This window comes from Sphingobacterium yanglingense (genome assembly GCF_004363245.1).
Lineage (GTDB): Bacteria > Bacteroidota > Bacteroidia > Sphingobacteriales > Sphingobacteriaceae > Sphingobacterium > Sphingobacterium yanglingense.
The window spans coordinates 381,404-406,186 of the sequence record NZ_SNYV01000016.1; the positions used below are offsets into that span (position 1 = coordinate 381,404).

27 protein-coding genes and 1 tRNA gene are annotated in these 24,783 nt (G+C 39.3%); 12 read left to right on the forward strand and 16 right to left on the reverse strand.

Annotation, left to right across the window (positions count from 1 at the left end; translation table 11 throughout):
- Positions 1-74: 74 nt before the first annotated feature.
- The 6 genes from CLV99_RS17925 to mobA form a co-directional block, all read right to left on the reverse strand.
- The gene (locus CLV99_RS17925; protein ID WP_162850151.1) at positions 75-1,940 is read right to left on the reverse strand and encodes a serine hydrolase domain-containing protein; all 1,866 of its coding nucleotides are present in this window, start codon (positions 1,938-1,940) and stop codon (positions 75-77) included.
- Between the two features lie 41 nt (positions 1,941-1,981).
- The gene (locus CLV99_RS17930; protein ID WP_115956759.1) at positions 1,982-2,845 is read right to left on the reverse strand and encodes an alpha/beta hydrolase family esterase; all 864 of its coding nucleotides are present in this window, start codon (positions 2,843-2,845) and stop codon (positions 1,982-1,984) included.
- Positions 2,838-3,425 (reverse strand): hypothetical protein, encoded by a 588-nt coding sequence (locus CLV99_RS17935; RefSeq protein WP_115956758.1) that lies wholly within the window; start codon positions 3,423-3,425, stop codon positions 2,838-2,840. The genes CLV99_RS17930 and CLV99_RS17935 overlap by 8 nt, the downstream gene beginning before the upstream one ends.
- Complete coding sequence (locus tag CLV99_RS17940) at positions 3,418-3,891, reverse strand: RNA polymerase sigma factor (RefSeq protein ID WP_115956757.1); 474 nt, start codon at positions 3,889-3,891, stop codon at positions 3,418-3,420. Before CLV99_RS17940 ends, CLV99_RS17935 begins: the two co-directional genes overlap by 8 nt.
- A 398-nt stretch (positions 3,892-4,289) precedes the next feature.
- The gene (gene mobB / locus CLV99_RS17945) at positions 4,290-5,552 is read right to left on the reverse strand and encodes a conjugal transfer protein MobB (RefSeq protein WP_133585878.1); all 1,263 of its coding nucleotides are present in this window, start codon (positions 5,550-5,552) and stop codon (positions 4,290-4,292) included.
- Between the two features lie 4 nt (positions 5,553-5,556).
- Positions 5,557-5,991 (reverse strand): conjugal transfer protein MobA, encoded by a 435-nt coding sequence (gene mobA, locus CLV99_RS17950; protein WP_133585879.1) that lies wholly within the window; start codon positions 5,989-5,991, stop codon positions 5,557-5,559.
- Positions 5,992-6,539: 548 nt separating this feature from the next.
- Between mobA and CLV99_RS17955 the strand changes: the two genes are divergently transcribed.
- From CLV99_RS17955 to CLV99_RS17960, 3 genes are all read left to right on the forward strand, one after another.
- Complete coding sequence (locus CLV99_RS17955) at positions 6,540-6,998, forward strand: DUF3408 domain-containing protein (RefSeq protein ID WP_133585880.1); 459 nt, start codon at positions 6,540-6,542, stop codon at positions 6,996-6,998.
- 384 nt (positions 6,999-7,382) lie between these two features.
- A complete protein-coding gene (locus CLV99_RS23250; RefSeq protein ID WP_162850152.1) occupies positions 7,383-7,544 on the forward strand; it encodes a hypothetical protein in 162 nt (53 codons plus the stop codon).
- Between the two features lie 56 nt (positions 7,545-7,600).
- Complete coding sequence (locus CLV99_RS17960) at positions 7,601-9,166, forward strand: recombinase family protein (RefSeq protein WP_133585923.1); 1,566 nt, start codon at positions 7,601-7,603, stop codon at positions 9,164-9,166.
- Here CLV99_RS17960 and CLV99_RS17965 read toward each other — a convergent pair.
- A tRNA-Arg gene (locus CLV99_RS17965) sits at positions 9,129-9,200 on the reverse strand. The two genes, CLV99_RS17960 and CLV99_RS17965, sit on opposite strands and share 38 nt — an antisense overlap.
- A 196-nt stretch (positions 9,201-9,396) precedes the next feature.
- Here CLV99_RS17965 and CLV99_RS17970 point away from each other — a divergent pair.
- From CLV99_RS17970 to CLV99_RS17995, 6 genes are all read left to right on the forward strand, one after another.
- On the forward strand, positions 9,397-10,029 hold the full coding sequence (locus CLV99_RS17970) for a peroxiredoxin (RefSeq protein ID WP_133585881.1): 633 nt from the start codon (positions 9,397-9,399) through the stop codon (positions 10,027-10,029).
- Positions 10,030-10,090: 61 nt separating this feature from the next.
- Positions 10,091-10,405: a thioredoxin family protein gene (locus CLV99_RS17975; protein ID WP_133585882.1), complete on the forward strand. Its 315-nt coding sequence runs from the start codon at positions 10,091-10,093 to the stop codon at positions 10,403-10,405.
- Positions 10,386-10,643, forward strand: a complete 258-nt coding sequence (locus CLV99_RS17980) for a DUF6952 family protein (RefSeq protein ID WP_133585883.1) — start codon at positions 10,386-10,388, stop codon at positions 10,641-10,643. Before CLV99_RS17975 ends, CLV99_RS17980 begins: the two co-directional genes overlap by 20 nt.
- Positions 10,644-11,131: 488 nt before the next feature.
- The gene (locus CLV99_RS17985) at positions 11,132-13,564 is read left to right on the forward strand and encodes a PIG-L family deacetylase (RefSeq protein ID WP_246032797.1); all 2,433 of its coding nucleotides are present in this window, start codon (positions 11,132-11,134) and stop codon (positions 13,562-13,564) included.
- Positions 13,565-13,578: 14 nt separating this feature from the next.
- Positions 13,579-13,776, forward strand: a complete 198-nt coding sequence (locus CLV99_RS17990; RefSeq protein ID WP_133585884.1) for a hypothetical protein — start codon at positions 13,579-13,581, stop codon at positions 13,774-13,776.
- 105 nt (positions 13,777-13,881) lie between these two features.
- A complete protein-coding gene (locus CLV99_RS17995; RefSeq protein ID WP_133585885.1) occupies positions 13,882-15,570 on the forward strand; it encodes a sodium:solute symporter in 1,689 nt (562 codons plus the stop codon).
- Positions 15,571-15,636: 66 nt separating this feature from the next.
- Here CLV99_RS17995 and CLV99_RS18000 read toward each other — a convergent pair whose 3' ends face one another.
- The 8 genes from CLV99_RS18000 to CLV99_RS18035 all read right to left on the reverse strand — a co-directional run bounded on the left by CLV99_RS18000 (position 15,637) and on the right by CLV99_RS18035 (position 21,600).
- Entirely contained in the window at positions 15,637-16,542 is a 906-nt protein-coding gene (locus CLV99_RS18000; protein WP_133585886.1) for an N-acetylmuramoyl-L-alanine amidase, read from the reverse strand.
- Between the two features lie 10 nt (positions 16,543-16,552).
- Positions 16,553-17,539, reverse strand: coding sequence for a DUF3078 domain-containing protein (locus tag CLV99_RS18005; RefSeq protein WP_133585887.1), 987 nt, complete (start codon positions 17,537-17,539; stop codon positions 16,553-16,555).
- A gap of 9 nt (positions 17,540-17,548) precedes the next feature.
- A complete protein-coding gene (locus CLV99_RS18010) occupies positions 17,549-18,277 on the reverse strand; it encodes a hypothetical protein (RefSeq protein ID WP_246032798.1) in 729 nt (242 codons plus the stop codon).
- Between the two features lie 88 nt (positions 18,278-18,365).
- Positions 18,366-19,193, reverse strand: a complete 828-nt coding sequence (locus CLV99_RS18015) for a glucosaminidase domain-containing protein (RefSeq protein ID WP_133585889.1) — start codon at positions 19,191-19,193, stop codon at positions 18,366-18,368.
- A 26-nt stretch (positions 19,194-19,219) separates the two neighbouring features.
- Positions 19,220-19,720: a glucosaminidase domain-containing protein gene (locus CLV99_RS18020; protein WP_133585890.1), complete on the reverse strand. Its 501-nt coding sequence runs from the start codon at positions 19,718-19,720 to the stop codon at positions 19,220-19,222.
- A gap of 22 nt (positions 19,721-19,742) precedes the next feature.
- Positions 19,743-20,378: an O-methyltransferase gene (locus CLV99_RS18025; protein ID WP_133585891.1), complete on the reverse strand. Its 636-nt coding sequence runs from the start codon at positions 20,376-20,378 to the stop codon at positions 19,743-19,745.
- 154 nt (positions 20,379-20,532) lie between these two features.
- Complete coding sequence (gene folE, locus CLV99_RS18030) at positions 20,533-21,162, reverse strand: GTP cyclohydrolase I FolE (protein WP_133585892.1); 630 nt, start codon at positions 21,160-21,162, stop codon at positions 20,533-20,535.
- A 24-nt stretch (positions 21,163-21,186) separates the two neighbouring features.
- Positions 21,187-21,600 (reverse strand): 6-pyruvoyl trahydropterin synthase family protein, encoded by a 414-nt coding sequence (locus CLV99_RS18035; protein ID WP_133585893.1) that lies wholly within the window; start codon positions 21,598-21,600, stop codon positions 21,187-21,189.
- A gap of 77 nt (positions 21,601-21,677) precedes the next feature.
- Between CLV99_RS18035 and mqnB the strand changes: the two genes are divergently transcribed.
- The 3 genes from mqnB to CLV99_RS18050 all read left to right on the forward strand — a co-directional run bounded on the left by mqnB (position 21,678) and on the right by CLV99_RS18050 (position 24,329).
- Positions 21,678-22,295, forward strand: a complete 618-nt coding sequence (gene mqnB, locus CLV99_RS18040; RefSeq protein ID WP_133585894.1) for a futalosine hydrolase — start codon at positions 21,678-21,680, stop codon at positions 22,293-22,295.
- A gap of 216 nt (positions 22,296-22,511) precedes the next feature.
- Complete coding sequence (locus tag CLV99_RS18045) at positions 22,512-23,495, forward strand: pyruvate dehydrogenase complex E1 component subunit beta (protein WP_133585895.1); 984 nt, start codon at positions 22,512-22,514, stop codon at positions 23,493-23,495.
- A gap of 78 nt (positions 23,496-23,573) precedes the next feature.
- Positions 23,574-24,329: a DUF6263 family protein gene (locus CLV99_RS18050; protein ID WP_133585896.1), complete on the forward strand. Its 756-nt coding sequence runs from the start codon at positions 23,574-23,576 to the stop codon at positions 24,327-24,329.
- A gap of 57 nt (positions 24,330-24,386) precedes the next feature.
- Here the strand turns inward: CLV99_RS18050 and gcvH are convergent, their stop codons facing one another.
- Positions 24,387-24,767, reverse strand: coding sequence for a glycine cleavage system protein GcvH (gcvH, locus tag CLV99_RS18055; protein WP_133585925.1), 381 nt, complete (start codon positions 24,765-24,767; stop codon positions 24,387-24,389).
- Positions 24,768-24,783: the final 16 nt, after the last annotated feature.

A 24,783-nucleotide genomic window follows, 5' to 3' on the forward strand; every position in this document is an offset into this window, starting at 1 on the left:
TGTACTATATTTTATTATTAATTAATGTTAAACCAAATATTTCAGGATAAACCGCGATCTGTTCATTGATTCCATCATTCCCAAGTTGCAAAGGGTATCAGATTATATGACCAGAGTGTTATAACGAATTGTGAAACCAAAACGATCAGCCAAAAATCAATGCAATTTATACTCTTACTTAGCGTTGATCCATATTTTATCAGAGATATAAAACAACCAGCCGGAAGTAAAAAGGTACACGCATAGATCATCATAGTGGGCGGGGATTTATTTCCTATTCTTATCATATCAATACTTGATACAAATAGTAAGGATAACGTGAACAATATCAACGTCGAAATACAGAACATAACTGGTGACATGAAATATTTCCATTTTCTCCTGAATAAATTAATGATGAAACTAAGAATCATGAGTAAAGCCGCGACGACCCCAAGAACAACACTGATCGTGCTCAGGTAGATTTTCCAGCTGCTTATCTTTTTTAAGGTCATTGTGCCGGTTGTGAGAAATGTTACGCCCGATCCATCCTTATAGAACAAGTGGGAAGCTGCTGTTCTGCCCTGTGCAACAAACAGCGCGTTACCTATTGTCTTTGCAAAAATTTCTTTCTTTTGAAAGGGTCGGATAGAAATACCGTTTCCGCTATTTTTCACAACAGTATATCCGCTGATCACATCGATGAGTTCCATGGGATGAATCTTTGTAAATACAGGGACATAATAGCCTTCCCATTCGGAATCCTGTACAGACGACGAACTCTTTACTGAACCGATTTGCACTCGTAAAGTGTCCAGATCCAGATGATCGATCAGGGTTTTATTGAACAGATCATAATCGGCGGTTTCGCTGTCCATATTATGCGCTATGAAAAATGCCTTTTTTTCTTTTGGAAAGAGGTAATACATCGCCCTGAAGCCAATCGTGTTTCCCGAATGGGCTATTCCGACAACACCATGGCGATCTCTGGATAGAGCTCCCAGAGAATAGCCCAATCTCAGTCCATTTTTTGCGGCAATCGTATTTACCGGTAATCCCATTTGATCGATGAACTCTTTTTTGATGAATTCCTGGTCATTTAATCGTCCACCGTTGAGCAAAAACTGCAAAAATGTTCCCATATCTTCAGCTGTAGTTGTAAACTGGCCTGCAGGGCGAACATAGATCGGCATAGCAAAGGCCGGATCTCCATTGTCAAAATGCCCCATGGCCAGCTTTTTGTCTTCGTGCTGGGTTCTGAAATGGAAAGAGCTGTTCTTAAGACCAATTGGCCGGAGAAGGTTTCTGTCGAGATAATCTTCGTATGGCTCCTTTACGATAGTATCTATCAGCATGCCTAGTAGCGTATATCCTATATTGGAGTAGGAAAACATTGTTCCGGGTTTAACATGTACGTCCAGTACCTTAGGATTCCTTCCGTAAAACTCGTTTAATGGTGTTTGAGCGGTCGCCCCCGTACTGAAGAAGTGCCAAAGTCGAATGTCGGACATACCAGAGGTATGGTCAAGCAGATGCCGAATCGTAACAGGGTTGGAACTTTCCCAAGGGTTGTCCATAGGCAGGTCTTTCAAATATTTCTTTATTGGATCATCCAGATCGAGCATATTGAGGGTAGCCAATCGCAAGATCCCTATTGCAAGGAAGGTCTTGGTTAAGGAACCCACATGAACTTTATCGTCCAAAAGCATTGGATCGCCCGTCTCCAAATTTTTAAGTCCGGAGCTAAACGATGTAATGTGACTGTCTTTTATAGTCGAATAAACTGCGCCAGAGAGTTTCTCCTGTTTTAGGAGATCATCTATTTTACCTTGCAGGGATTGACTAGCAGCAGCTAACGGCAGGAGTATCCATAACAGGACATAACATGTTCTGAACATCCTCAAAAGGCTATCTGGTTTCCCAAAAGGTGCAATTTTACGCAACAGATAATTGAATGTCATTTTTTTATCCTTTGAAATCATTCCGGTGAAAGTCTCAGCTTTCACTGATTTTTATTGAAAAAGTTCCACATATATTCATTGATATCGAGTTCCTTTGATGTAGGCCCGATCGGAAGGCCAATATTAAAGTCATCTGCTCCAGGCCATGTGTGTCCACCATCTTCGATCGTGATCAATGTCAAGTTTCGATCCCAGCTTTGTGATTCCAGGATCGTGACCGATTTGCCATGTACAGACTTTCTGTCCATATGCAGAGGCTTAGCATCTGCTATATTAAAGAGGTTCGTTTTCCAAAACTCATAAGTATCCTTAGCTGAAAAATAGCCACCTTTCTTTCCATCATAATTGACTAACTGATCTACCTTTCCGTTCACCATAAGGACAGAAATTGGGTTTTGAGGCTTATGATAAACGGCCACTGAATCAGGAAGGTTTGCGCCGATGCTTGCGATCGCTGAGAATCTATGTGGCAGTTCTGATGCAATCCTATGGCAGAAAAATCCTCCACGGGACAGTCCGGTAGCGAATACCTTGTTCTCTATAATTTTATGTTCCTTTTCGATATGCGAAAGAAGGCTGTCAACGAAACCTATATCGTCAGTTCCATCCCTGTAGGACATGCCATAGCCTACATTCCAATCTTCGTTTATCCCCTTTGGATAGACAACGATAAATCCATGCCTGTCAGCTGTTCTGTTCATACCTGTATAGAGCATCTGCTCAGCAGGTGTCATCCCCCCACCATGGAAATTGAACACTATCGGGTAAGATCTATCAACTGAATAGCCTTTCGGAGTATAGATAATGTATTTCCTATTAACTCCTTTAAAGAGGATGCTTTTTGTTTGACCAAACCCAAAAAATGGAATATAGATCAATAAAAGAAAAACTATATTTTTAATCATATTGCAAAATTTCTGCTATTTTGGACGATAATCTTTGGTTCTTTCTTTTTATCCTTTTCCAAAGGATTTGTTTCAATATTGTCCATAGAATGCCTGTAAGGATCAATAATAATGCTGATGACAGTATAACGCTGACAGGAGAGGGAAGCAATGAATCTAAAAAATAGAGAAAAACCGCAATCAGAAAAAATGTTGACACTATACAGAACATCATCAGCTCACGTTGCCCTTGCTTAATATGGATATCTGGAAGGGTCCGGATAAAATCGGTACTGTTTGACAGATATTCTTTTCGTTCTCTCGTAATCCTCCGCCAAGAATATCCGAATAGATGAACCGATATCACGAGCAGGATAATCTCTGAAATGCTTTTGCTCATGCTGTTCAATTCATCTGTATAGATGACGTAGACAAAGCTTATTCCTGAGAAAAGTATAACGGCAATGGACCAGAGGAAAACAATTATTCTTTTCCTTTTTCTCCAATGTTGCAGAGTTTGGTTAAAATCATAGAACGATTCATTCGGATCTATCTCCAATGATTGCCAAGTTTTTTTTAAGTCCAAGATATCCTTATTCATCTTCCTTCATTTTTTTCGATAACACTTCTTTTATCCTATGGATCCGAACCCGTATGTTTGAGTGGCTCAGTCCTAATATTTCAGCAATTTTATCCTGCTTTAGATCCTCCAGATAAAAGCCTATTATCAGCCTGTCCATATCCGGAAGTTCAGCTATGCAACGGTGGAGTCGAACAAAGTTAGTCTCCTCCAGACGAGGATCTAGTTCCTCATGATCAAAAAAACTATATTCCCTAACAAGTTGTTTTTTCTTTTCGTTCTCGATCTGCCTGAGGCATTTGTTGCTCGCAATTCTGTATATCCATCCAGCTATATTTTCTTTATGTTTGAGCTCATTCAAGTTCGTGAATACGGTAATAAAAGTATCCTGCATCACGTCTTTGGCTTTTTCTGTATCATTGAAATAGCCAAAGCAAACCCTGAATATTTTACTCGAGTACTTTTTATATAGATTTTCGAATTCCATTAAAATAGATTTCCATTATACATAGATAAATACAGAAGAACTTAAAATGTTACAGATTATGGACAAAAAAATCTGCATCTAGATACCTTATTTAAAGATAGAATGATAATATCTTATTTGATCTGCAAGTTCTACTGATTGAGTCCATTTGTCTTACTTAGTAGCATACGACCATCTTGACTAATTCTTTAATTAAATCAACAACCGGAAAGCCCTAATGATATTGTAATCTTCCCTGAAAATAGTTACGATTTTTAATGTAGTTTATTGACCATTTCGTGCCATATTGTGATAAAGGTTGTTGTCACAATTTCCTACACTTATATTATAGACAAATTTATATTTTAAGTTTAAAATGAGCTATTGACATCATACAAAATGTATTTTTCAATATACTTTCACAACCTCCTCCCTTTCTTCTTTTTCTTCCTCATTCGATTAGCAAACTGTTCTTCCTCGTAATCTACGCCCTGTGCATCGGGTAACAGGCTGAATAATCCCAAATCGAAATTAGACGAATGTTCCTGCGGAATAAACCCAAAAAGGTCTTTTGGTTGGTTGTCTATTGTGTTCGTATTGGAAACTGGGCTGTCCTGTATCTTCAATTCGGGCTTATTTCCGTTGTTCCACCAATCGTTAAAGACATTTGCCGATAGGTCTCTATCCAAAGCTGAACCATTCCAAACGCTACGGCTCTCGTGGTCAATAAAGGTCATACCGTAAATTCGTCCTTCAATATTACGTCTTACAACGGTATTGATGCCTTGCTCGGTCAATTGCTTTCTAAAATCTGTTTCGTTATTTGTGGTATGTATGGCAAGTTCTATCGTGTTTTTCAGGATACTCCTTGCAGGGTTGGTTTTCATTTTCTCTTTGGACTGTTCAAAGTGTTTTTGCAGTTGTGCTACGCCTGCATCTTTTCCGAAAAGCGATGCTTTGAACGGATTGCTTGCTTTGTTGCCATTGTCATCCAATGCCACATAGACCAATCCGTTTACGGTCTGACCGTTCCGCTTGCCTTTGACTTCTTCCGCTATAATGTTGAATAGCGACAGCAAAGCATTATAGCTTCCCATAGTCGGAAAGCTGTAATACTTTGTTAGATGCCGCACTACAGAAGCAATCTGACTTTTGATGTCGCCTTTGTGGTAATCCACAGGTTTGAAAACTTTGTTGGCTTGTTTCTGCTCTTGTTCGGTGGCTTTTTGCAGGTTATATTTCGTTTCCAAATCCCGACAGATTGCCATTGAGCGAGGGTGGTCGTAATCATCGGGGATTTTCTTTCCGTCAATTCCCACACAGGTCGAAACGATATGGATATGCGTTCGGTCAATATCCGTATGTTTGAAAACAATATATGGCTGATTGCTGTAGCCCATACGCTCCATATATTCCTGTGCCATTTCTGTAAATTGATTATCGCTGATTTTATCCGCAGGATCTGGGTTCAGCGATATATGGCGTACCGTCTTTTCTGTTTTGATATTTGCTGATAAATATGGTTCAAAGCATTTATTAAAATACGCTACAGAATACCTGCCGTCCATTGTATTGGGTATCCTGTTCAGCAACAAAACTTCTCCATTTTCCTTGTCCACTTTTTGCTGATTGTACAAAATCGCTCCGTACATATTGCTTCCCTTTCCGATTTTTGCAATCATATTTCTACTCTTTGTTTAGGTATTTCTTTTCAAATTCATCGGAAAGAATTAAAACCTTTAGCAACAGTTCTTTCATTTCTGCTGTCTGTTTCTCCAATTTATAGAGGTATGCCGATGCTTTTTTATCCGAAAAATTGGCGTTCAACAGCTTTACAATCTGATTGTAATTAGTTGCTATTCCCCGAAACTGACCGAAAAATTTGGTCAGTCCTGTGTGATATTCAACTGCATTCATATCAATTTTTACGGTCTTTACTGTCTTCTGAAAGATGCAAGCCGTAATGAAATGTGCCATTATCTTCATTCCCGATTGGTCAAAGAGGGCAAGAAACTTGGCATTGTCTTCTGCATTCAGGTTAATGGAATACCGATTGACCGCAGGGTCATTCTTCGGTTTCCTTCCTGTTTTCCTAATCTGTTTTCTGTTCTTCTCTTCCATAATAAATCCATTTTAATGTTAAACCAAAACTGCGACTTCGGAGCGGTTTTCAGCCTCCTGCAAGGGCAAGTGCTTTTGAGGTACTGAAATTCATTTCGAGGACCTCAAGAGATAACTTGCTCTGAACAGGGGTTCAGAAAAATCCGTCCTGCAAACGGATTCGGGTCAGCTGAAAAAACCAGTCGCTTTAGATACAAATTTCGGTAAGACTATTTGAATAACAGCGGTTTACAAGCATGACAATGAACGCCAAATATTGCCATTGAATGCCACCCTCATTAAGATTACGACTGCTTTTGTTTCCTTTGTATTTGGTTAGCTGGCTGATTGTCTATATTCTTAACTAGGTAAGCAATCAGCAAAAATACCGACAGCAAATCTGCGTGATTGAATGCAGACGAATTACACACTTTTCAGTTAACGAAACAGCTAATTAAGGGTATGCAGGTGCATAGGTAGATAGGTCGTTGCATAGGTGCAATAGTACATACAACTGACTGCTTAGCTAGCCAAACAGCTAATTGGATATAATATTAACATTAAGAGATATGATACACGAAGAAAACAAAAATCAGCAACCCGGAAAAGAGGATTTTTCTATTGAAAATTTCCTAACTGATGAAAAGAAAAAAACTGAACAGGAGCAGAATGCTTTACCGCATAGTGATGACCTTACTGCAATCGAAACAGACGAAAAACCTGTAGAAACAGAAGATACAAAACCGATTGTAGGTAATGTAAAAAGAACCGTTTCAAAATCAAGGAAGTTGACTAAAGAGGATTATTGCGTAGCGTTCTTTAAAATCCCTAAAAGGAATGCAAGTAAAGGCAAATCGGTCTATGTACGGCAGGAACACCACGAAACATTCAACAGGCTTACCAACATTATGGGTATCGACAAGCTAACGATTTATGCGTATCTGGACAACATTATCGAATATCATTTTCAGGAGTTCGGGGAGCTGATTAAGGAAATTTATAACGAAAAACATAAACCGTTGTTTTGATAACCGCCCATTAGTAAAGATGCGTAATTTTCGCTCAAAAATTATTTTCAAAACAAAAAAACAGAAAAAAAAGAAAGCCATTTTAACAAGGCGGACAGGCGAAAAAATAAAAAGGAAACGGAATAAGTCCCGAAGGGTGGTAGGGCAACAGATTAACCAGGCGAAGCCACCTTTTTGCCCTGCCATTATGCCGTAAGCTTTTGGTTGGGTGGTGCGGAGAGTGTCCGCCTTAAATTTGCAACCTTTTTATTCTTTTTTGGGAAACACTTTTCAAATATTCCTTTTATCAAAACGCCTCTGAACGCCAAATACTACCTTTGACGGCAACAAACTAAGCTCAACCTGCTTGCCAGCCTAACTTTAGTCAGAACAAAAAGTTAGGCAATGCAGGAGCGTAAGGAAATAGAAAGAATACCTATCGGGGAAGCAATGGAGCTTCTTCGAGAAAATGGTATTGATGTAGGGCAGGAAGAAGCCGAACTGATCATGGAATTCCTGTATAACCTTACGATGATCGTAATTCGGGAATGCTTTGATGTTGAATGATTTATTTCGTAAATTAGCTAATCCCAAGACACATTATCCATTTAAAGAGATTAGCGATGAAGATAGCAGATTTATACATACGTGTATCCACAGATGAACAAGCAGACAAAGGATATTCTCAGCGTGACCAAGAGGAGCGTTTGAAGAGATTCTGTGTTACCAATAAGATTACCGTTGGTCAGGTTATTTACGAAGACCATTCTGCTAAAACTTTTAACCGTCCTGCGTGGACTAATCTCTTAAATAATCTTAAAAAGAAAAGTTCCAAAACCAATTTGATTCTCTTTACCAAATGGGACAGATTCAGCCGTAATGCAGGTGATGCCTATCAAATGATTAGTACATTGACTAAGCTGGGAGTTGAACCACAAGCTGTCGAACAACCTTTAGATTTATCTATTCCCGAAAACAAAATGATGCTTGCTATTTATCTGGCAGCTCCCGAAGTGGAGAACGACCGAAGAGCTTTGAACACATTCTACGGAATGCGTAGGGCAAGGAAAGAGGGGTGCTTGATGGGGAAAGCGCCATTCGGATATATCAACAGAAGCAAAGAAGACGGTAGAAAGTACGTTGCATTTAAAGACCCCGAAGCATTTGCAATGCGTTGGGCTTTCAACGAAATAGCAAAAGGAATACTTGCTGCTGACCAAGTGCGACAAAAAATGAACACGCAAAGTCCTGTAAAATTGAGTCGAAGTGCTTTTCATGTGGCTATCCGTAACCCGCTGTACTGTGGAAAGATTTTCATTGCCAAATTTCAAGATGAAGAAGCGCATCTGGTACAAGGTCAACATGAACCATTAATAAGCGAAGAATTATTTAATAAAGTACAATATGTATTGGACGGGAACAAAAGAGTGGAACGCCCGAATACCAAAATACTTTCAGATGTCAATCTACCATTGAGAGGCTTCTTGGTATGTCCTGATTGCGGTCGCAATCTTACAGGCAGTGCTTCTAAAGGAAGAACGAGCCGTTATTACTACTATCACTGTGTTTCCGCTTGCGGATTTCGTCAGAAAGCTGAATTTGCCAACGATATTTTTGAAAAGGGTATGCATCAGTTCGAATTGGACGGTGGTATAAAGAATGTTCTGAAAAAATTGCTATTGGACAACTACAAGAAGTTTGTGCAAGATCCAATGAACGAAAAGAAACGGATAGTACAGGAAATAGACAGGCTTAATACTAGACTTTCGGTTGCACGTAACAAATTGCTTTCTGAAACGATAGACGATGAAGAATATCTTGACATTAAGAAAGAGTGCAAAGGACAAATTGATAAGTTGGAAGAACAGCTAAGTAAAGATGGTTCAGATACTAAAAATTTCAACGTCGACAAGACTTTGGACAAAGCATTACAACATATTCAAAACATCCCGAAACTGTACAGCGAGGGCGAAATCCAAACAAAGAGAGCCATAATTGGTTCGATATTCCCCGAAAAATTGGAGTTTGATGGAAAAACGTATCGAACCACCCGAATGAACGTAATCGTAAACCATATCTTTCAGATAAACAACGGATTACTCCAAAAAAAGAACAGGACAAACGAAAATATATTTCATTTGTCCTGTTTAGTAGCCCCGAGCAGAATCGAACTGCTATCAAATGTTTAGGAAACATCTATTCTATCCGTTGAACTACGGGGCCAACTTTTTGAAGTACACAAAAGTATTATTCTATTAGCTTCAAAACAAGAGCTCATTTTATTTTTACCCCACCCATAACCATAAACTATAATTATCAATAGGCAATAATAGATTTTGACAATATGAAATAGGTAAATTCGATTTATAGTTGTCGTTATTATGTTTACCTTTGTAGTACAAAAAAAGAAAGATATATTATGAGTTTTACAGGTAAGAATTTTCCGAACATTACAGTAGATGCAATTGATTATTTAGGTGACTACATCTCAATCAATATTTTTGAAAAAGCCCAAAAAGAAAACAAAAAAGTAATGTTATTCTGGTATCCAAAAGACTTCACTTTCGTATGCCCGACAGAATTACACGCTTTTCAAGAGGCTCTTCCTGAATTTGAAAAACGTAACACTATTGTAATCGGTGCATCATGCGATTCTAATGAAGTTCACTTTGCATGGTTGAATACGGCTAAAGATAACGGTGGTATTGAAGGTGTTACATACCCAATCATTGCTGACACTAACCGCAACCTTTCTAGTGTATTAGGTATTCTGGAAATGAAAGAAGTAGAGCACCCTGAATACGGTACCCTAGTAGAAGGGTCTGCTGTATCTTACCGCGCTACTTATTTGATCGACGAGACTGGTAAAGTTTTCCACGAGTCGGTGAATGATATGCCACTTGGACGTAACGTTAAAGAGTACATCCGTTTAGTTGACGCTTATGCACACGTTCAAAACCATGGTGAAGTTTGTCCAGCAAACTGGGAAGAAGGTAAAGACGCGATGAATGCGACTCGTGAGGGCGTAGCTTCATACCTATCAGCAAACTAAGAAATATCAACTACTTAAGAGGCGGATTTCTTCCGCCTCTATCATTTAAACACAAACTATTATGTTACAGGAATTAGAAAACGACACCTTACAGGAAGTTGTTAACAGCAACAAAACTGTAATGGTACAATATGCTGCTTCATGGTGCGGAAACTGCCGTATTATGAAACCAAAATTCAAGAAACTGGCAACAGAGAATGAGAATGTTACTTTCATTATTGTAGATGCTGAAAAAAACCCAGAATCTAGAAAGTTAGCCAACGTCAATAACTTGCCTACATTTGCTGCTTTTAAAGATGGCAAATTGGTAAATCAGGTACAGACAAACAAAATTGAAGGACTAATCGATTTATTAAATGAAGTTACCGATAATTAAGCACTTAACAGATTTCATCGAACAAAATGATGCGGATTACGTATTGGAGACGATTGAAACATTGGAGTCCTTAACTGAAGTCTCCTCTTTAAAAGACGAAGAACTAGATGTTATCGGCGAATTAATCTCAAATATGTACGGGGCTATAGAAGTGGATAAGTTAATCAAGGAGGGAACTCCCAAAAAAGAAGCTTTGAATACCTTTATGCAGCGTGTATTGGGATCAATAGATAAGTAGAAACCTACGCGTATGCGGATAAAAACTCATCTTTTTATACACAGTTCGACCCTATATCGCTTTTGTTCATAACTTTAGCGATGTGGAAAATTATTTTTCAACAGATTACTTATATTATTGTGCTTTTTATAGTACTTTTACTAGTGTTGAAGGGTTACACCTTAATCTGGTGAGTCGTAACACTAATATGCATTTAATAATAGATTAAGCGCACACTATTTTAAGACTAAAGATTTTTAATTGTTGGAAAAAGAGCTAAATTACATTTAGCTCTTTTTTTTGTATCCTTCGTTTTAGGAAAGTCCCCTCAAGTCTGCTTAAGTCCCCTAAACTCCCCTCAAGTCCGTGATAGCTTGTCTATAGCTTGGGTATAGTCTAGTATAAACCTTATTGTTTATGCCATTACCTATAAGATTTACCATAACAATATTACAGTTTACTTGCCCTACAAATTGCTTCTTTTTTAGTTCAAACATGTATATTTAGCTATGCTTAGAAAAATATCCTTTTTATTTCTATTTCTAATTTCACTTCATTATGTAGCACGTCCACAACATGGAAACATGCCTGCGAGTGAAATCATGATCAAACTTAAAAAACTTAATACACTGGGATCGGTTTTATACTTTGCTGCGCACCCTGATGATGAAAATACCCGATTGATCGCTTGGCTATCCCAAGAACGAAAGTACAGGACGGGCTATCTCTCCCTGACCCGCGGAGATGGGGGCCAAAACCTTATTGGCACAGAGCAGGGAATTGATCTTGGTCTAGTACGCACACAGGAGCTACTTGCTGCCCGATCGATAGACAAGGGCGAACAGTTTTTCAGTTCCGCCTACGATTTCGGTTTTTCCAAGACTCACCAAGAGACGTTTGATTTTTGGGATAAAGAAACCGCTTTACGTGAAGCCGTATGGATAATTCGTAAATTTAGACCAGATATTATCATTACTCGCTTTCCTCCAGACAAACGTGGTGGGCACGGGCACCATCAGGCCTCGGCTATATTGGCACATGAGGCCTACCTTGCTGCTGCTGACCCGAATTATTTTCCGGAGCAACTTGCTACTGTGTCTGTATGGAAAGCGAAACGACTGCTATGGAACACGGCTAATTTCGGTGGAATGAACAATACTTCAGAAGACCAGCTGAAAGTAGACATTGGAGCTTATAACCCTCTATTGGGGGAATCCTATGGGGAGATTGCGGCACGTAGTAGATCGCAACATAAAAGCCAGGGCTTTGGTGCTGCTACTACACGGGGTACAAGCATTGAATACTTTGATTTCGTAGCGGGCGACAAACCAAAACAGGATCTTATGGAGGGGATTGAAACAACTTGGAACCGAATCCCTAACACCGCTGATATACAGCGTCGAATTGACAATATTATCGAAGGATTTGACTATTTAAATCCCGAGAAGAGTATTCCTGCCCTATTTGAGCTCCGAGAGCAGGTCCGCACCGTAAGTGATCCTTACTGGAAAAATCTTAAAACCCAGGAAATCGAAGATATTATTACGGCTTGCGCGGGTATATGGATTGATGCTACTACCGCATCCAGTCAATATCCTATGGACAAAAATTTTGATGTATCCCTTGAAGCCATTGTTAGACGCCCAGGAATTAAAGTTAAACTTATTAGAACAACCTTGGGAGAAATCAACCAATCCCTCACGACAAACAATACCTGGAACTCGTCGAGTCCATATCAATGGCACAGAAACACACAACCTTACTGGCTCGAAAGAGCAAATTCATTGGGAAAATTTGACGTAGAACCAAAAGATATAGGATTCCCGACAAATGCTAGCCGACCAATAGTGGAATTCACTTTCGACATCGACGGAAAATCCCTTCAACGATCTCAAGCTATACAATACAAAGTTGTTGATCCGGTACGCGGTGAAATCCATAGCCCTGTAGCTATCACACCTGCCCTCACTGCGGAGGTCTCTTCATCGATTGTATTAAGTACTAACGGCGAAGAAAAAATCGTGGACATAACTTTTACCAGACATCATAAAGACAGCAACAACTTTACGGTCAACATACCTCAACCTGATGGATGGCTCGTGGTCCCTCAGCTTCTAAATTTGGATTTTGCAGAATCGAACACGATCACTAAACAAATCAGGATAAAACCGACCTCTGTTAATAGCGCCCGATCTACAATCAACCTCTTATGGAATAATGAGGCCTTGAAGTCAATCAAGACCATTGATTACGACCATATTCCCCGCATCACTTGGTTTCCCACAACGGTCATTAACTGTGAGCGTCTCGCTCTGATAAACCCGATCAAGAATATAGGTTATATTGCTGGCGCAGGTGATATGGTCGCGAAATCATTAAATGAAATAGGTATAGCGACCACCAACCTCAATGGACATACTTTATCTGCCTCCCTGCTCAAGCAATATGATGCCATTATAGTAGGTGTACGTTACTTTAATATCAATACACAGGCAGCCACAACCCAAAAACTCCTTATGGATTATGTAGAACAAGGGGGAGTTGTATTAATGCAGTACAATGTGAACACGAAGCTCATGGCAGAACAATTGGGTCCCTACCCATTCTCTATATCAAGAGACCGCGTTACAGAAGAAGACGCTATCGTGCAGTTTGACGCTAAAGACATTGCTTTCTCTTACCCAAATAAGATTACAGCAAGCGATTTTGATGGCTGGGTACAAGAACGTGGACTTTATTTTGCAGATGATATCAGTCGCCATTATCGTACACCTATATCCATTCATGACAAAGATGAACAGCCCAATAAGGGCTCGCTCTTGATTACTAATTATGGAAAGGGTAAGTTTGTATACACTTCGTTGGCCTTTTTCAGACAATTACCTGCAGGAGTTCCCGGAGCTTATAGATTATTCGTAAATTTGCTAACAAAAGAAAAGTAATTTTAACATTAGATATGGAAAATCAAGTAAACGATGCACAACCTATTAATGCAAAAGGTTTAATTTTATTAATTGGCTCTGTGTTTGGTGCGCTAACCGCTTTTGCGTCTTGCGGATCATTTTCAAGCATTATTGGAGGATTAGTAGGAGGTTTTATCTTCGCGGTCTTCTTCAATACGGTGCTTTTACCTCAAAAACCTCATGACAGATAAGGGACTTCCTCCTTTTGTTCGTAGCTGGCGCCAGTTTTACTGGATTCTGGTAATCTGGCTACTCCTATGTATCGTATTCATGTATTTATTCACGATACATTATTCATGAGTTCTATCGACTGGATAGTGCTTTTTACTACCCTGCTTTTGATTATCGCCTATGGTGTATTCAAAAGCAGGAATATTCGTAACATCAACGGTTACTTACTCGGCGACCGTGAACTTCCTTGGTACAATGTAGGTCTTTCTGTCATGGCAACTCAAGCGAGTGCCATCACGTTTTTATCGGCTCCGGGCCTGGCTTATTCTTCGGGGATGAGCTTCGTTCAGTTCTATTTCGGACTTCCTCTGGCCATGATTGTGCTATGTATCACCTTCGTCCCTATTTTCCATAGACTACGGGTATTTACGGCGTATGAGTTCCTAGAGAAGAGATTTGATATCAAAACCAGGGCATTAACGGCTTTCTTATTCCTAATCCAACGCGGAATTTCTACTGGAATCACAATCTTTGCACCGGCTATCATCTTATCTACAATATTACACATCGACATTACCTACACCACACTAGCAATGGGCAGCATAGTAGTACTCTATACCGTTTATGGAGGAACAAAGGCCGTATCTTATACACAACTGCTGCAGATGGGTATTATATTCACGGGTCTGCTTGCCGCCGGTTTTATGGTAATACAGCTACTTCCTAACGACATTGGATTTAGCGAAGCTTTACATATCGCTGGTAAATCAGGAAAGACCAATGCTATCGATTTTACTTTTGATCTAAACAATCAATATACAGTATGGACAGGTCTGATCGGAGGTTTCTTCCTTCAACTGTCTTACTTTGGAACTGACCAAAGCCAAGTCGGACGTTACTTGACGGGATCATCTATTCGAGACAGTAGAATGGGTCTGTTGATGAACGGGCTGTTAAAAGTACCTATGCAATTCTGCATCCTACTAATAGGAGTATTGGTCTTTGCCTATTATCAGTACCATACCCCGCCGCTATTCTTCAACTCGTTGGAAACAAACAAGCTTGAAAACAGTGTTTATGCAGAAGATTACGCAAAGCTATTACATGAGCAAGAAGCAATTGGGTCAAGCAAATCACAAACTATTACTGAACTTACTAAAGCATTGGCGGAAAAGGACAACTCTACTGCTGACATTAAGGGTGATGAGCTGAATGCGCTCAACGCAAAATCGGATGCACTACGTCAGGAGGTGATTGCCTTGATCAAGAAGAATGATTCTGCTGCAGACACAAATGACAATAACTACATCTTCTTATCTTTTGTCACGTCGACCTTCCCAAAGGGCTTTATTGGGTTGCTTATAGCGATCATCATGCTTGCTTCTATGGGAGCTACGGCAAGCGCAATAAATTCACTTGCTTCTACGACTGTAATCGATATTTACAAACGCTTTATAAACAAAGAAGCTTCAGAACGCACTTATCTTAAAGCTTCTAGACTATGTACATTGGGCTGGGGGATCTTTACAGTGATGATTGCACTCTATGCGAATAAACTAGGCAACCTCCTAGAAGCGGTTAATATTTTAGGGTCTCTATTTTATGGTACAATACTAGGTATATTCTTAGTGGCTTTCTATTTTAAAAGAATTGGCGGAAAGGCTGTGTTTTGGGCCGCAGTCCTTACAGAGGTTATCGTGATAGGAGTCTGGAGAGCTGACATCGTTGCCTTTTTATGGCTCAACCTGATTGGCTGTATGCTCGTTATTATCTTAGGGCTCTTACTGCAAAAGTCACTACCCAAAAAATACTAAATACTAAATACTAAATACTAAATACTAAATACTAAATACTAAATACTAAATACTAAATACTAAATACTAAAAATACTTACGGTACAAATCATATAATACGGCTTGATCATGAGCTGTCAACACGCCGTTGACCTCTTTAACAATATACTTTCTCTTAAAGGCACGAATTGCCCCTTCTTGATTACGCATATCATATCCCATTATCTTTAGGGCGTCTATAGGGTTGAAAGTAGCAGGCGGCGTCATGAGATAGTCTTCATTATACCAGATACCGAATCCTCTTTCTGCCAGTCGTTTCCAAGGGAATAAAACACTAGGATCATCCTTACGCATTGGAGCAATATCTGCATGACCTATAAAATTGAGCTGAGGGATAAGATACTTTGCTTTCAATGTATCCAACAAGACCAACAGAGAATTTATCTGCGCATCTGGAAATGGCTCTTTTCCATTATTATCCAACTCAATGCCCAAGGACACCGAATTGAGATCATCAATATTACCCCATTTTGATTTACCGGCATGCCAAGCACGATCATAGTCATTTAGCATTTGGATGACCTGTCCATCCCTAGCTATTACATAATGGGCACTCACTTTGGAGTGCGGCACTTGAAAAGTACGTACAGTCTGCGCAACGCTGTTCTGAGCGGTATGGTGTATGATGACAAAATTAGGCTTGCGGAGATCGTAATGTATAGCAGCGGCCCAGTCCGCTCCTTTATATATGCCCATACGTTTTTGCCCCGCAATCTTTTCCTCTGGAGTCAACTCTCGAAATGCCTGAAAAACAGTTGTATCTACCGATTTTTGAACTTCAACTTTCGCTATTTCTTCAACTTCAGTCAATACATCCTTAGCTGGTAGTTCAACTGGTACGTTTACCTTTTTTACTACGGTTACTTTCTTTGATGTACTGCATCCAATCAACACAAACAAACTGACTCCGACGACAAATCCCTTCAACAGCATATATTATTTCTTATCTAGGCAACGCATATATAATGCCCATTGTCAAGGCTTGACTATACTGTACTCTTGACGACTCATCAGACTTATAAACAAGGATCCCTGTAAGTGCAACGTTGACTAAACTAGTTACTTTTGCCGTTAATGTTGCATCCAGCCTATGATCCGGATCCGAGACATCCTTATAGTCAGCAAAGAGATTGTAACGTGCTTTCAGGTTCAGATTTTGAGATAAATTTCGATCTAAATTTGCTGTAATCTGGAAAGCGAGGTCATTCTTAAATTTTTTACCTGGCTCCACACCATAGATAGGCTTAGTCGCTTCTATCGGGGGTGCAATTCTATCATCTAGAATTAAAGTCTGACGAGCAGTTCCTGTACCAAAGCGCAAAGAAAAGGTTTTATCAGGTTTATATTCCAAACCGAATGACTCTGTAAAATAACCCGGAGCCATAAATGAAGAAAGTGTATCTATGATATTCTCTCCTTTCGCATCGTACTTATAACCGACATCAAACTGTGATTCAAATGTAAACGAGAAATATAGAGCCCAAATATCAGTAAACTTATAAGCCAACTTATTATCCCAGAAAATACGGTCATTATTCTTTTTTGCTAGTTGATCTTTATTCCAGACTTTTCCATACCTAAAATCCAGTTCTGAAACAAAGTTAAAGCGATCCTTATTATATTCGGATTTATGCCAAAAAGTACCGCCAATAGCTACAGAGTTTACCCCTCCCGCTTTCCAGTTGTCGCTAAATGTTGCTTGATTCAAATTCAGTCCAAACTTTGTCCAATGTTTCCAATAATCAACTTCTAGTCCCAACTTAGGAATCGGAACATTGATTTGTTTAATTTGCACGCCTTTGGTTGTATCTGCATTTAGTTTTTTTGTATTAGGATCTTCTCGCAGTTCTTTTAGATCGCCCTGAGAAAAGGCCTGCATACTGCAAAAAATCGCTAGAAAGCTCAAAAATAGGGGTAAATGTCTCATCATATATGCTTACTAATGTTCTTTATTGATATCTATATTATTCAAATCCGGCAATGGCTTAATATAAGGTACAAACTTAAAGTACTCATACTTCGACTTTATGTAACTCACCATTTGATAATGTGTTGCCAAAGATACAAAATCATACGAAGGTCTGTATCTTACCATAAAATTGTCCAAAGGTTCTCCCTCAAGTCCAGTCACCCCTTTGATTAATTCTTTGGAAAAACGAATATCGACTATATTTTCCTCATATTCTTTTTGAAAATACTTCGTTAGTCTTCTAGCGTTCTTCGCCTCTTTACTAAATAGACTATATATCGCATTTATGCTCAGCCCTGCTCCTGTAGGACCTACACTCAAGTAACTGCCAGGATCGGCCAACTTGTAGGCTTTATCATAATCCCTACGCCTATCGGATAGGATTTGTTCGGGAGTCTTCCTAGCAACAACTGTTACAGGGTCTATATATATAGAGGTTTTTTTTAAATTAAAGATGAGGACCTTCTCTCCTTGGTAAGTTAGCGTATCGCTAAAATAATGCTCTTTTTGGGCTATAATCTGGTCGCCTCGCTGCATCGCTAGCGCAAACTCTCCTCTTGAGTTATTAAAGACGTTTGCTCCGGAAGTTTTGTTAATCATTAATACCCGACCAATCCGTTGCTTCGTATCTTTGTCGAAAATCAGCCCTTCTACCTTTTGCTGGGAATATATAGGCCCACAAAGAAAAAGCAGTAGCATTGACAGTACTATGTTCAGATTGGTTTTCACAACTGTAAATCTACATTATTACCGAATAAAACACTATAATTTTAACAATGTTTTACTTCTATTTGGTAATCACCAGGAGCTGTCCGATGGACAATATATCATCCGAAAGGTTGTTTAACTGCTTAATCTGGTCTACTGTAACATTATACTGACGACTGATACTATATAGTGTCTGAGCAGGTTTTACCTCATGAATGACCATCGCAACAGGCGATTTAATCTGCTCAGGTTTTGTGATAGGCTCTGTCTCAATTTTTGTCTCAATTACCTTTTCGACCTTCTCTTCACGACGCCCCTTCTCTACATAAGTCTCGCCTCTGTCGTATTTGTAGAGCTCATACCGTTCTATTAAATCGACTAACAGCTCAGGATACCGCGGATTGGTAGCATACCCCGCATCCTTCAAGCCTCTAGCCCAACCTTTATAATCATTTCTATTTAGCGTAAATAGCTTTTCATAGCGTTTGCGTAGCAGAAACTGTGAATGGTCTTTAAACGATTGCTCTGGGTTATCATATACACGGAAACAATCGTTTGGATTGTCGTCCGCTCTCCTTACACTTTTCCCTTTCCAGACACCTCCACATTTTATTCCAAAATGATTATTTGCTTCTCTTGCCAGATAGGAGTTACCATTCCCCGATTCCAATAAGGCCTGAGCCAACTTGATACTAGCGGGGATACCATAAAGATTCATTTCTCGAATAGCAACATCTTTATATTGCTCGATATAAGAAATTCCTGATGTAGAAGTTGCTCCTTTGCTGCCACTAGGTCTAGATGTAGCGCTACCCGAAGATGTGGGATGTGATAATACCGTTCTTTTTTTTGAAGCACAAGAACCCAACAAGCCCACTAGGACGACAGATAACAATAGAAATTTCATCAATTTTTAAAAAGTATATAAATCTACTAATTTATATCCAATTCATCCAAGTCGTACCTATCAATAGTATTCAGCACCTTGCTGCTCCAACCTTTGGTCGCCGAGTAGCCGGAACGGGCAATCCCTTTGACCCATGCGGTATAGTCCAACGGAGAATACTTCTCAAATAGTGGCTGTGTTGCCTTTCTTCTCTTTAGGAGACCGACAAAATCATTGTAAGAAGCCCATACAGATTCATAGCCTTTATAAGCTGACTTTATCGCCGAACTGTTGTTCTTCCCCTTAATCCCAAAATGATTGTTTAAATGATTGGCAATTCTGCTATTGCCATAAGCGCTTTCATGAATAGCGACTGCTAAAATCACAGATGCTGGCACACCTGTCTCGCGCATAAGTTGCTGTGCAACGCTCTTGTGCTGCTCTATGTAACTTGTAGGACTGAACTTTTTCTGTCCAAACAATGTCGTTACCGAAGCTAGACACAATACTAGTAGCAGCGCTACTTTGCTGCATAAAGATTTTTGCATTTTTTACTTTTTAGTTCAACCATTACTTTTTGCGTAACACAAAAAGCCCGTCTCTAATTGGCAAAATCAATTTTTCTACACGATTGTCTTTTGCCAAGGTGGCGTTCAATTCTAGAACTTGTCTTGTTTGATTGTCTGGATTGCTCTCGAAGACCTTTCCTTTCCACAATACATTGTCCAATAAAATAACACCTCCTGTTGGAATCCGATCTATTAACATTTCATAATAAATCAAGTTCCGCTTTTTATCTGCATCGATAAATACTAAATCAAACTCTCCTTCTATCGTTGGGATTACATTGATGGCATCCCCTATGTGATATTTAATCTGCGAAGCATATTCAGAGCGTTCAAAATATCCTAACACTCTTTCTTCCTGCTCTTCATTAATATCTATCGTATGAAGGGTACCTTCTTTGTCCAAACCTTCTGCTAAACATAACGTCGCATAACCGGTAAAAGTACCTATCTCCAAAATTTTTTTTGGAGCAAGCATCTTGCTAATCATAGACAAGACTCGCCCTTGATAATGCCCAGATAACATGTGCGGCATTGTCTCTTTCAAATATGTTTCTCTATTTATAACTCCTAGCAACACACCCTCTGTATCACAAGTCCCTTCTAAATAGCTATTTACCTCTTCCTGATTTTGAAACATGGTTGCGAATTTACGGAACAATTTTAGAAAACAAATTATTTTTACTCCTGATATTACCTTAACCTATCTCGACGTGAGTTATTCAAAAATCAAAAAAGCCTTGTTTTCGGCTTGAAAACAAGGCTTTTTTTGCTACTTATGTTTAACTTATCTCCTACGCTAAGGAGGCAGTTATTAATCTTAAAAATTCTGATCGTGTAACATCATTTTGAAATTCCCCTGTAAAAGCGGAAGTTGTTGTTACGGAATTTTGTTTCTGTACACCGCGCATTGCCATACACATATGTTTACACTCTATCACGACAGCCACACCTGCTGGTTTCAATGTGTCCTGAATGCAATCTCTGATCTCATTGGTCAACCTTTCCTGTACCTGTAAGCGCCTAGCAAAAGCATCTACGATTCTCGGGATCTTGCTCAGGCCCACAATGTGGCCATTGGGAATATAAGCGATATGCGCTTTCCCAAAGAATGGCAACATATGATGCTCACACATGGAGTACACCTCAATATCCTTTACCACCACCATCTGGCTATAATCTTCTTCAAACATAGCGCTACGAAGCACCTCTGCCGCGTCTACATCATACCCATGTGTAAGATATTGTAATGCCTTTGCTACACGTTCAGGAGTTTTAATCAGTCCTTCCCGACTTGGGTCTTCACCTATGGCAGATAGTATGTCATTATAGTGTGAAGCGATACGCTCCACTTGCTGCACATTATACTGGTCTATTTTCTTATAGCCTTCCAATTCCTCATTGAAATCCGTAGGATTGCTCATTTTTTAGCTAATTATTTTATGTGATTAATCGCCGAAATATTCGACTGAATTATTTTCCGTTTCGTATAGTTTTACACTATGCAACTGTACATTTTCCTGTTCAAAGTGAGGCTTTAATACGTGATAGATCTCCATGGCAATAATTTCTGTCGATGCCATCTTACCTTGCATAAAGTCTACATCCAGATTTATATTTTTATGATCCATTTTATCGATGACCTGTGTATTTATAATACTTTTCATCAGTTTCAAATCGATCAAAAAACCTGTTTCAGGATTCACTGTTCCTTTTACTGTAACATACAATTCATAGTTATGTCCATGCCAATTAGGGTTGGAACAATAGCCAAATATAGCTTCATTTTTCTCTTCTGACCAATCTTCGCGATGCAACTTATGGGCAGCACAGAATCTCTCCCGTCTTGTAATGTATATCATATAGGCAAATATACCTTAAAAAACTCTATTTTAGCAGTCAAAAGCAGAAGATTCCTTCACAAATAATATACTGAAAAATGAAGCCTTTGATTGTAGCTGCGACGGATGCAGAGATTGCTCCAAGTATCGATTTTCTAACGCGTTTACAAATCCCCTACCTGATTACGGGAGTAGGGATGACAGCTACAGCATATCAGTTAGGCAAAAGAATTGCTGAGGTTCGCCCTGATTACATCCTCAATGTAGGTATAGGTGGATCTTTCTACAAGGACATCCCGCTAGGCACAGTCACTCAGGTAACTAAAGACAGTTTCTCCGAACTAGGGGCTGAAGATGGAGATCTTTTCTTGCCTATAGAAGAACTCGGTTTTGGGAAGAGCCATTTTACTCCCTCTGTTCCTATATTGTCTCTGCCGCCACAGCTACCTCTTCATACAGGCATTACGGTCAACACGGTCCATGGCAATGAACAATCTATCCTCCTTCTCAAGGCCAGGCTTCCAGCTGTCACTATCGAAACTATGGAGGGAGCTGCTGTATTCTTTGTGAGCGAGGCTGAAAATATCCCCTGCCTACAGATTCGGGCTATCTCCAACTATGTAGAAAAACGGAATAGACAAAACTGGGAGATTCCATTAGCTATTAAAAACCTAAATATTTGGTTGCAGGAGTTTATTCTTAAAAATAGCTTGTAATTCTCGTAATTGCTGTCTTCTGTTAGACCGATATCACTCTAACAGAAGACAGCAATATTACATATGACACATATGCGATATACGGGTAGTACTAGCTGCACAAACACCCATGAGTATTCCATATGACAGATAAAAAGCAAATTATACACATATGAAATATCATTATTAAATAGTATTTTTGCATATCAAAGGTTAATTAAAACGATTTCAAAACTAATGAGAGAAATTCAATTCAGAGAAGCGCTTCGTGAAGCAATGAACGAAGAAATGCGTAAAGATGAAACTATATTTTTAATGGGTGAAGAGGTTGCTGAGTATAATGGTGCTTATAAAGTAAGCCAAGGTATGCTTGATGAATTTGGCCCAAAACGTATTATTGACACTCCTATTGCTGAATTAGGTTTTGCTGGTATCGCCGTTGGCGCTGCAACGCATGGCTTAAAACCAGTTGTAGAATTTATGACGTTCAACTTCTCATTAGTCGCAATAGACCAGATAATCAATTCGGCGGCTAAAATCCGTCAAATGTCTGGTGGTCAACTTTCCTGTCCTATTGTTTTCCGTGGCCCTACAGGTAATGCTGGACAATTAGGAGCACAACACTCTCAAAACTTCGAGAACTGGTATGCGAATACTCCAGGGTTAAAAGTTGTCGTTCCTTCTAACCCTTACGATGCAAAAGGTCTTTTAAAGTCTGCTATCATTGATCCAGACCCTGTAATATTTATGGAGTCTGAGGTTATGTATGGCGATAAAGGTATGGTTCCAGAGGAAGAGTACTACCTACCTATTGGAAAAGCAAATGTTATCCAAGAAGGAAGTGACGTAACGATTGTATCATTTGGAAAAATGCTTCCTAGAGTTGTCATCCCTGCTGTAGCAGAACTGGAAAAAGAAGGACTTAGCGTTGAATTAATTGATTTACGTTCGGTACGTCCGATTGACTATGCAACAATTGTAGAATCAGTTAAAAAAACGAATAGATTGGTTGTGGTAGAAGAAGCGTGGCCATTGGCCTCTATCTCTTCAGAGATTTCTTTCCATGTACAAAAGAATGCTTTTGACTATCTTGATGCTCCAGTATTGCGCGTCACATCAGCAGACGTACCATTGGCGTATGCACCAACTTTAGTTGAAGCGACTCTACCAAGTGTAGCCAAAGTGATTAACGCTGTAAAAGAAGTTACTTACAAGAAATAATATTTAAAAGTATATATTTAAAAGGAGCCTTGAGCTCCTTTTTTATTTTAAAATGACATCATCAAAAACCATCTGTATATGAAAAGATTTTTCACATCTGTACTAATTGCTTCAGCGACACTATTAAGTGTCCAAGCACAAGAGAAAATCACTTTTAAGCTTGCGCCGGAGAAAGGTAAAGTGATAGCATTTGAAATGAATATGAAATCGGATGTCGAAGGCACACAGAATATGATCATGGACATGACCATGAAGATGAACATGTCTGCCTCAGACCTAACAGATTCCACTGTTCAATACCAAACGAAGTATACACAATTAAAAACAGATGTCAATGCTGGATTTATTTCAATCTCCTACGACTCTGCTATCGAACCTACTGACCCTATGGGAAAAACTATGGCTACTCAGTTAAAGCCACTTTTGGACAACACGTTAACGATTACTATGGACAGAAGGGCACAAGTTATCAGTATGGACTTCCCAAATGTTCCTGATGCTGCTTTTGACCGCTCGAGCATCCAAGGTATGTCCGTCCCCTACCCGACACACCCAATCGCGGTTGGTGAAAAATGGGAAAATGAGATCGCCCTACCTCAATTGGGAGTAAAGGGGAAAAACACGAACACATTTACCGGAAAAACTGCCGATGGTTATAAGATAACTGTTTCAGGAATATATACCGACGACTCCGGCAAGACATTGGGTACGACAAGCGGCTACTATATTGTCGATGCCAAGACATTTTTCACTAAAGCTTCTACTATAAGCACAGAGCTAGAAGTACAGGGGAATAAAATCAAATCAAGTATGGAACTCAAGGAAATCCAATAAAAAAGAAGGCCTCTTTAATGAAAGAGGCCTTCTTTTTTATTGGATTCTAAATAAACATTACGCGTTTATTTCAGATTTATATCCTTCTGCAGTCAATAAAGAATCAACATCAGCCGCATTCGCTATTTTAACGCGAATGATCCACCCTTCACCGTATGGATCAGTGTTTACTAATTCTGGAGAAGCATCAATTGCATCATTTATAGCCAAAACTGTTGAGTTCATTGGCATAAATAAATCAGATACAGTTTTTACTGCTTCGATAGTACCGAAAACTTCGTTTGCAGCCACTTCTTCTCCGACAGTGTTAATATCAACAAAAACAATATCACCTAACTCACGCTGAGCAAAGTCTGTAATACCGATTACGGCTTCATCGCCTTCTACACGAATCCATTCATGATCCTTTGTGTATTTCAATTCTGTTGGAAAATTCATTTTTTCTTCTTTTTTT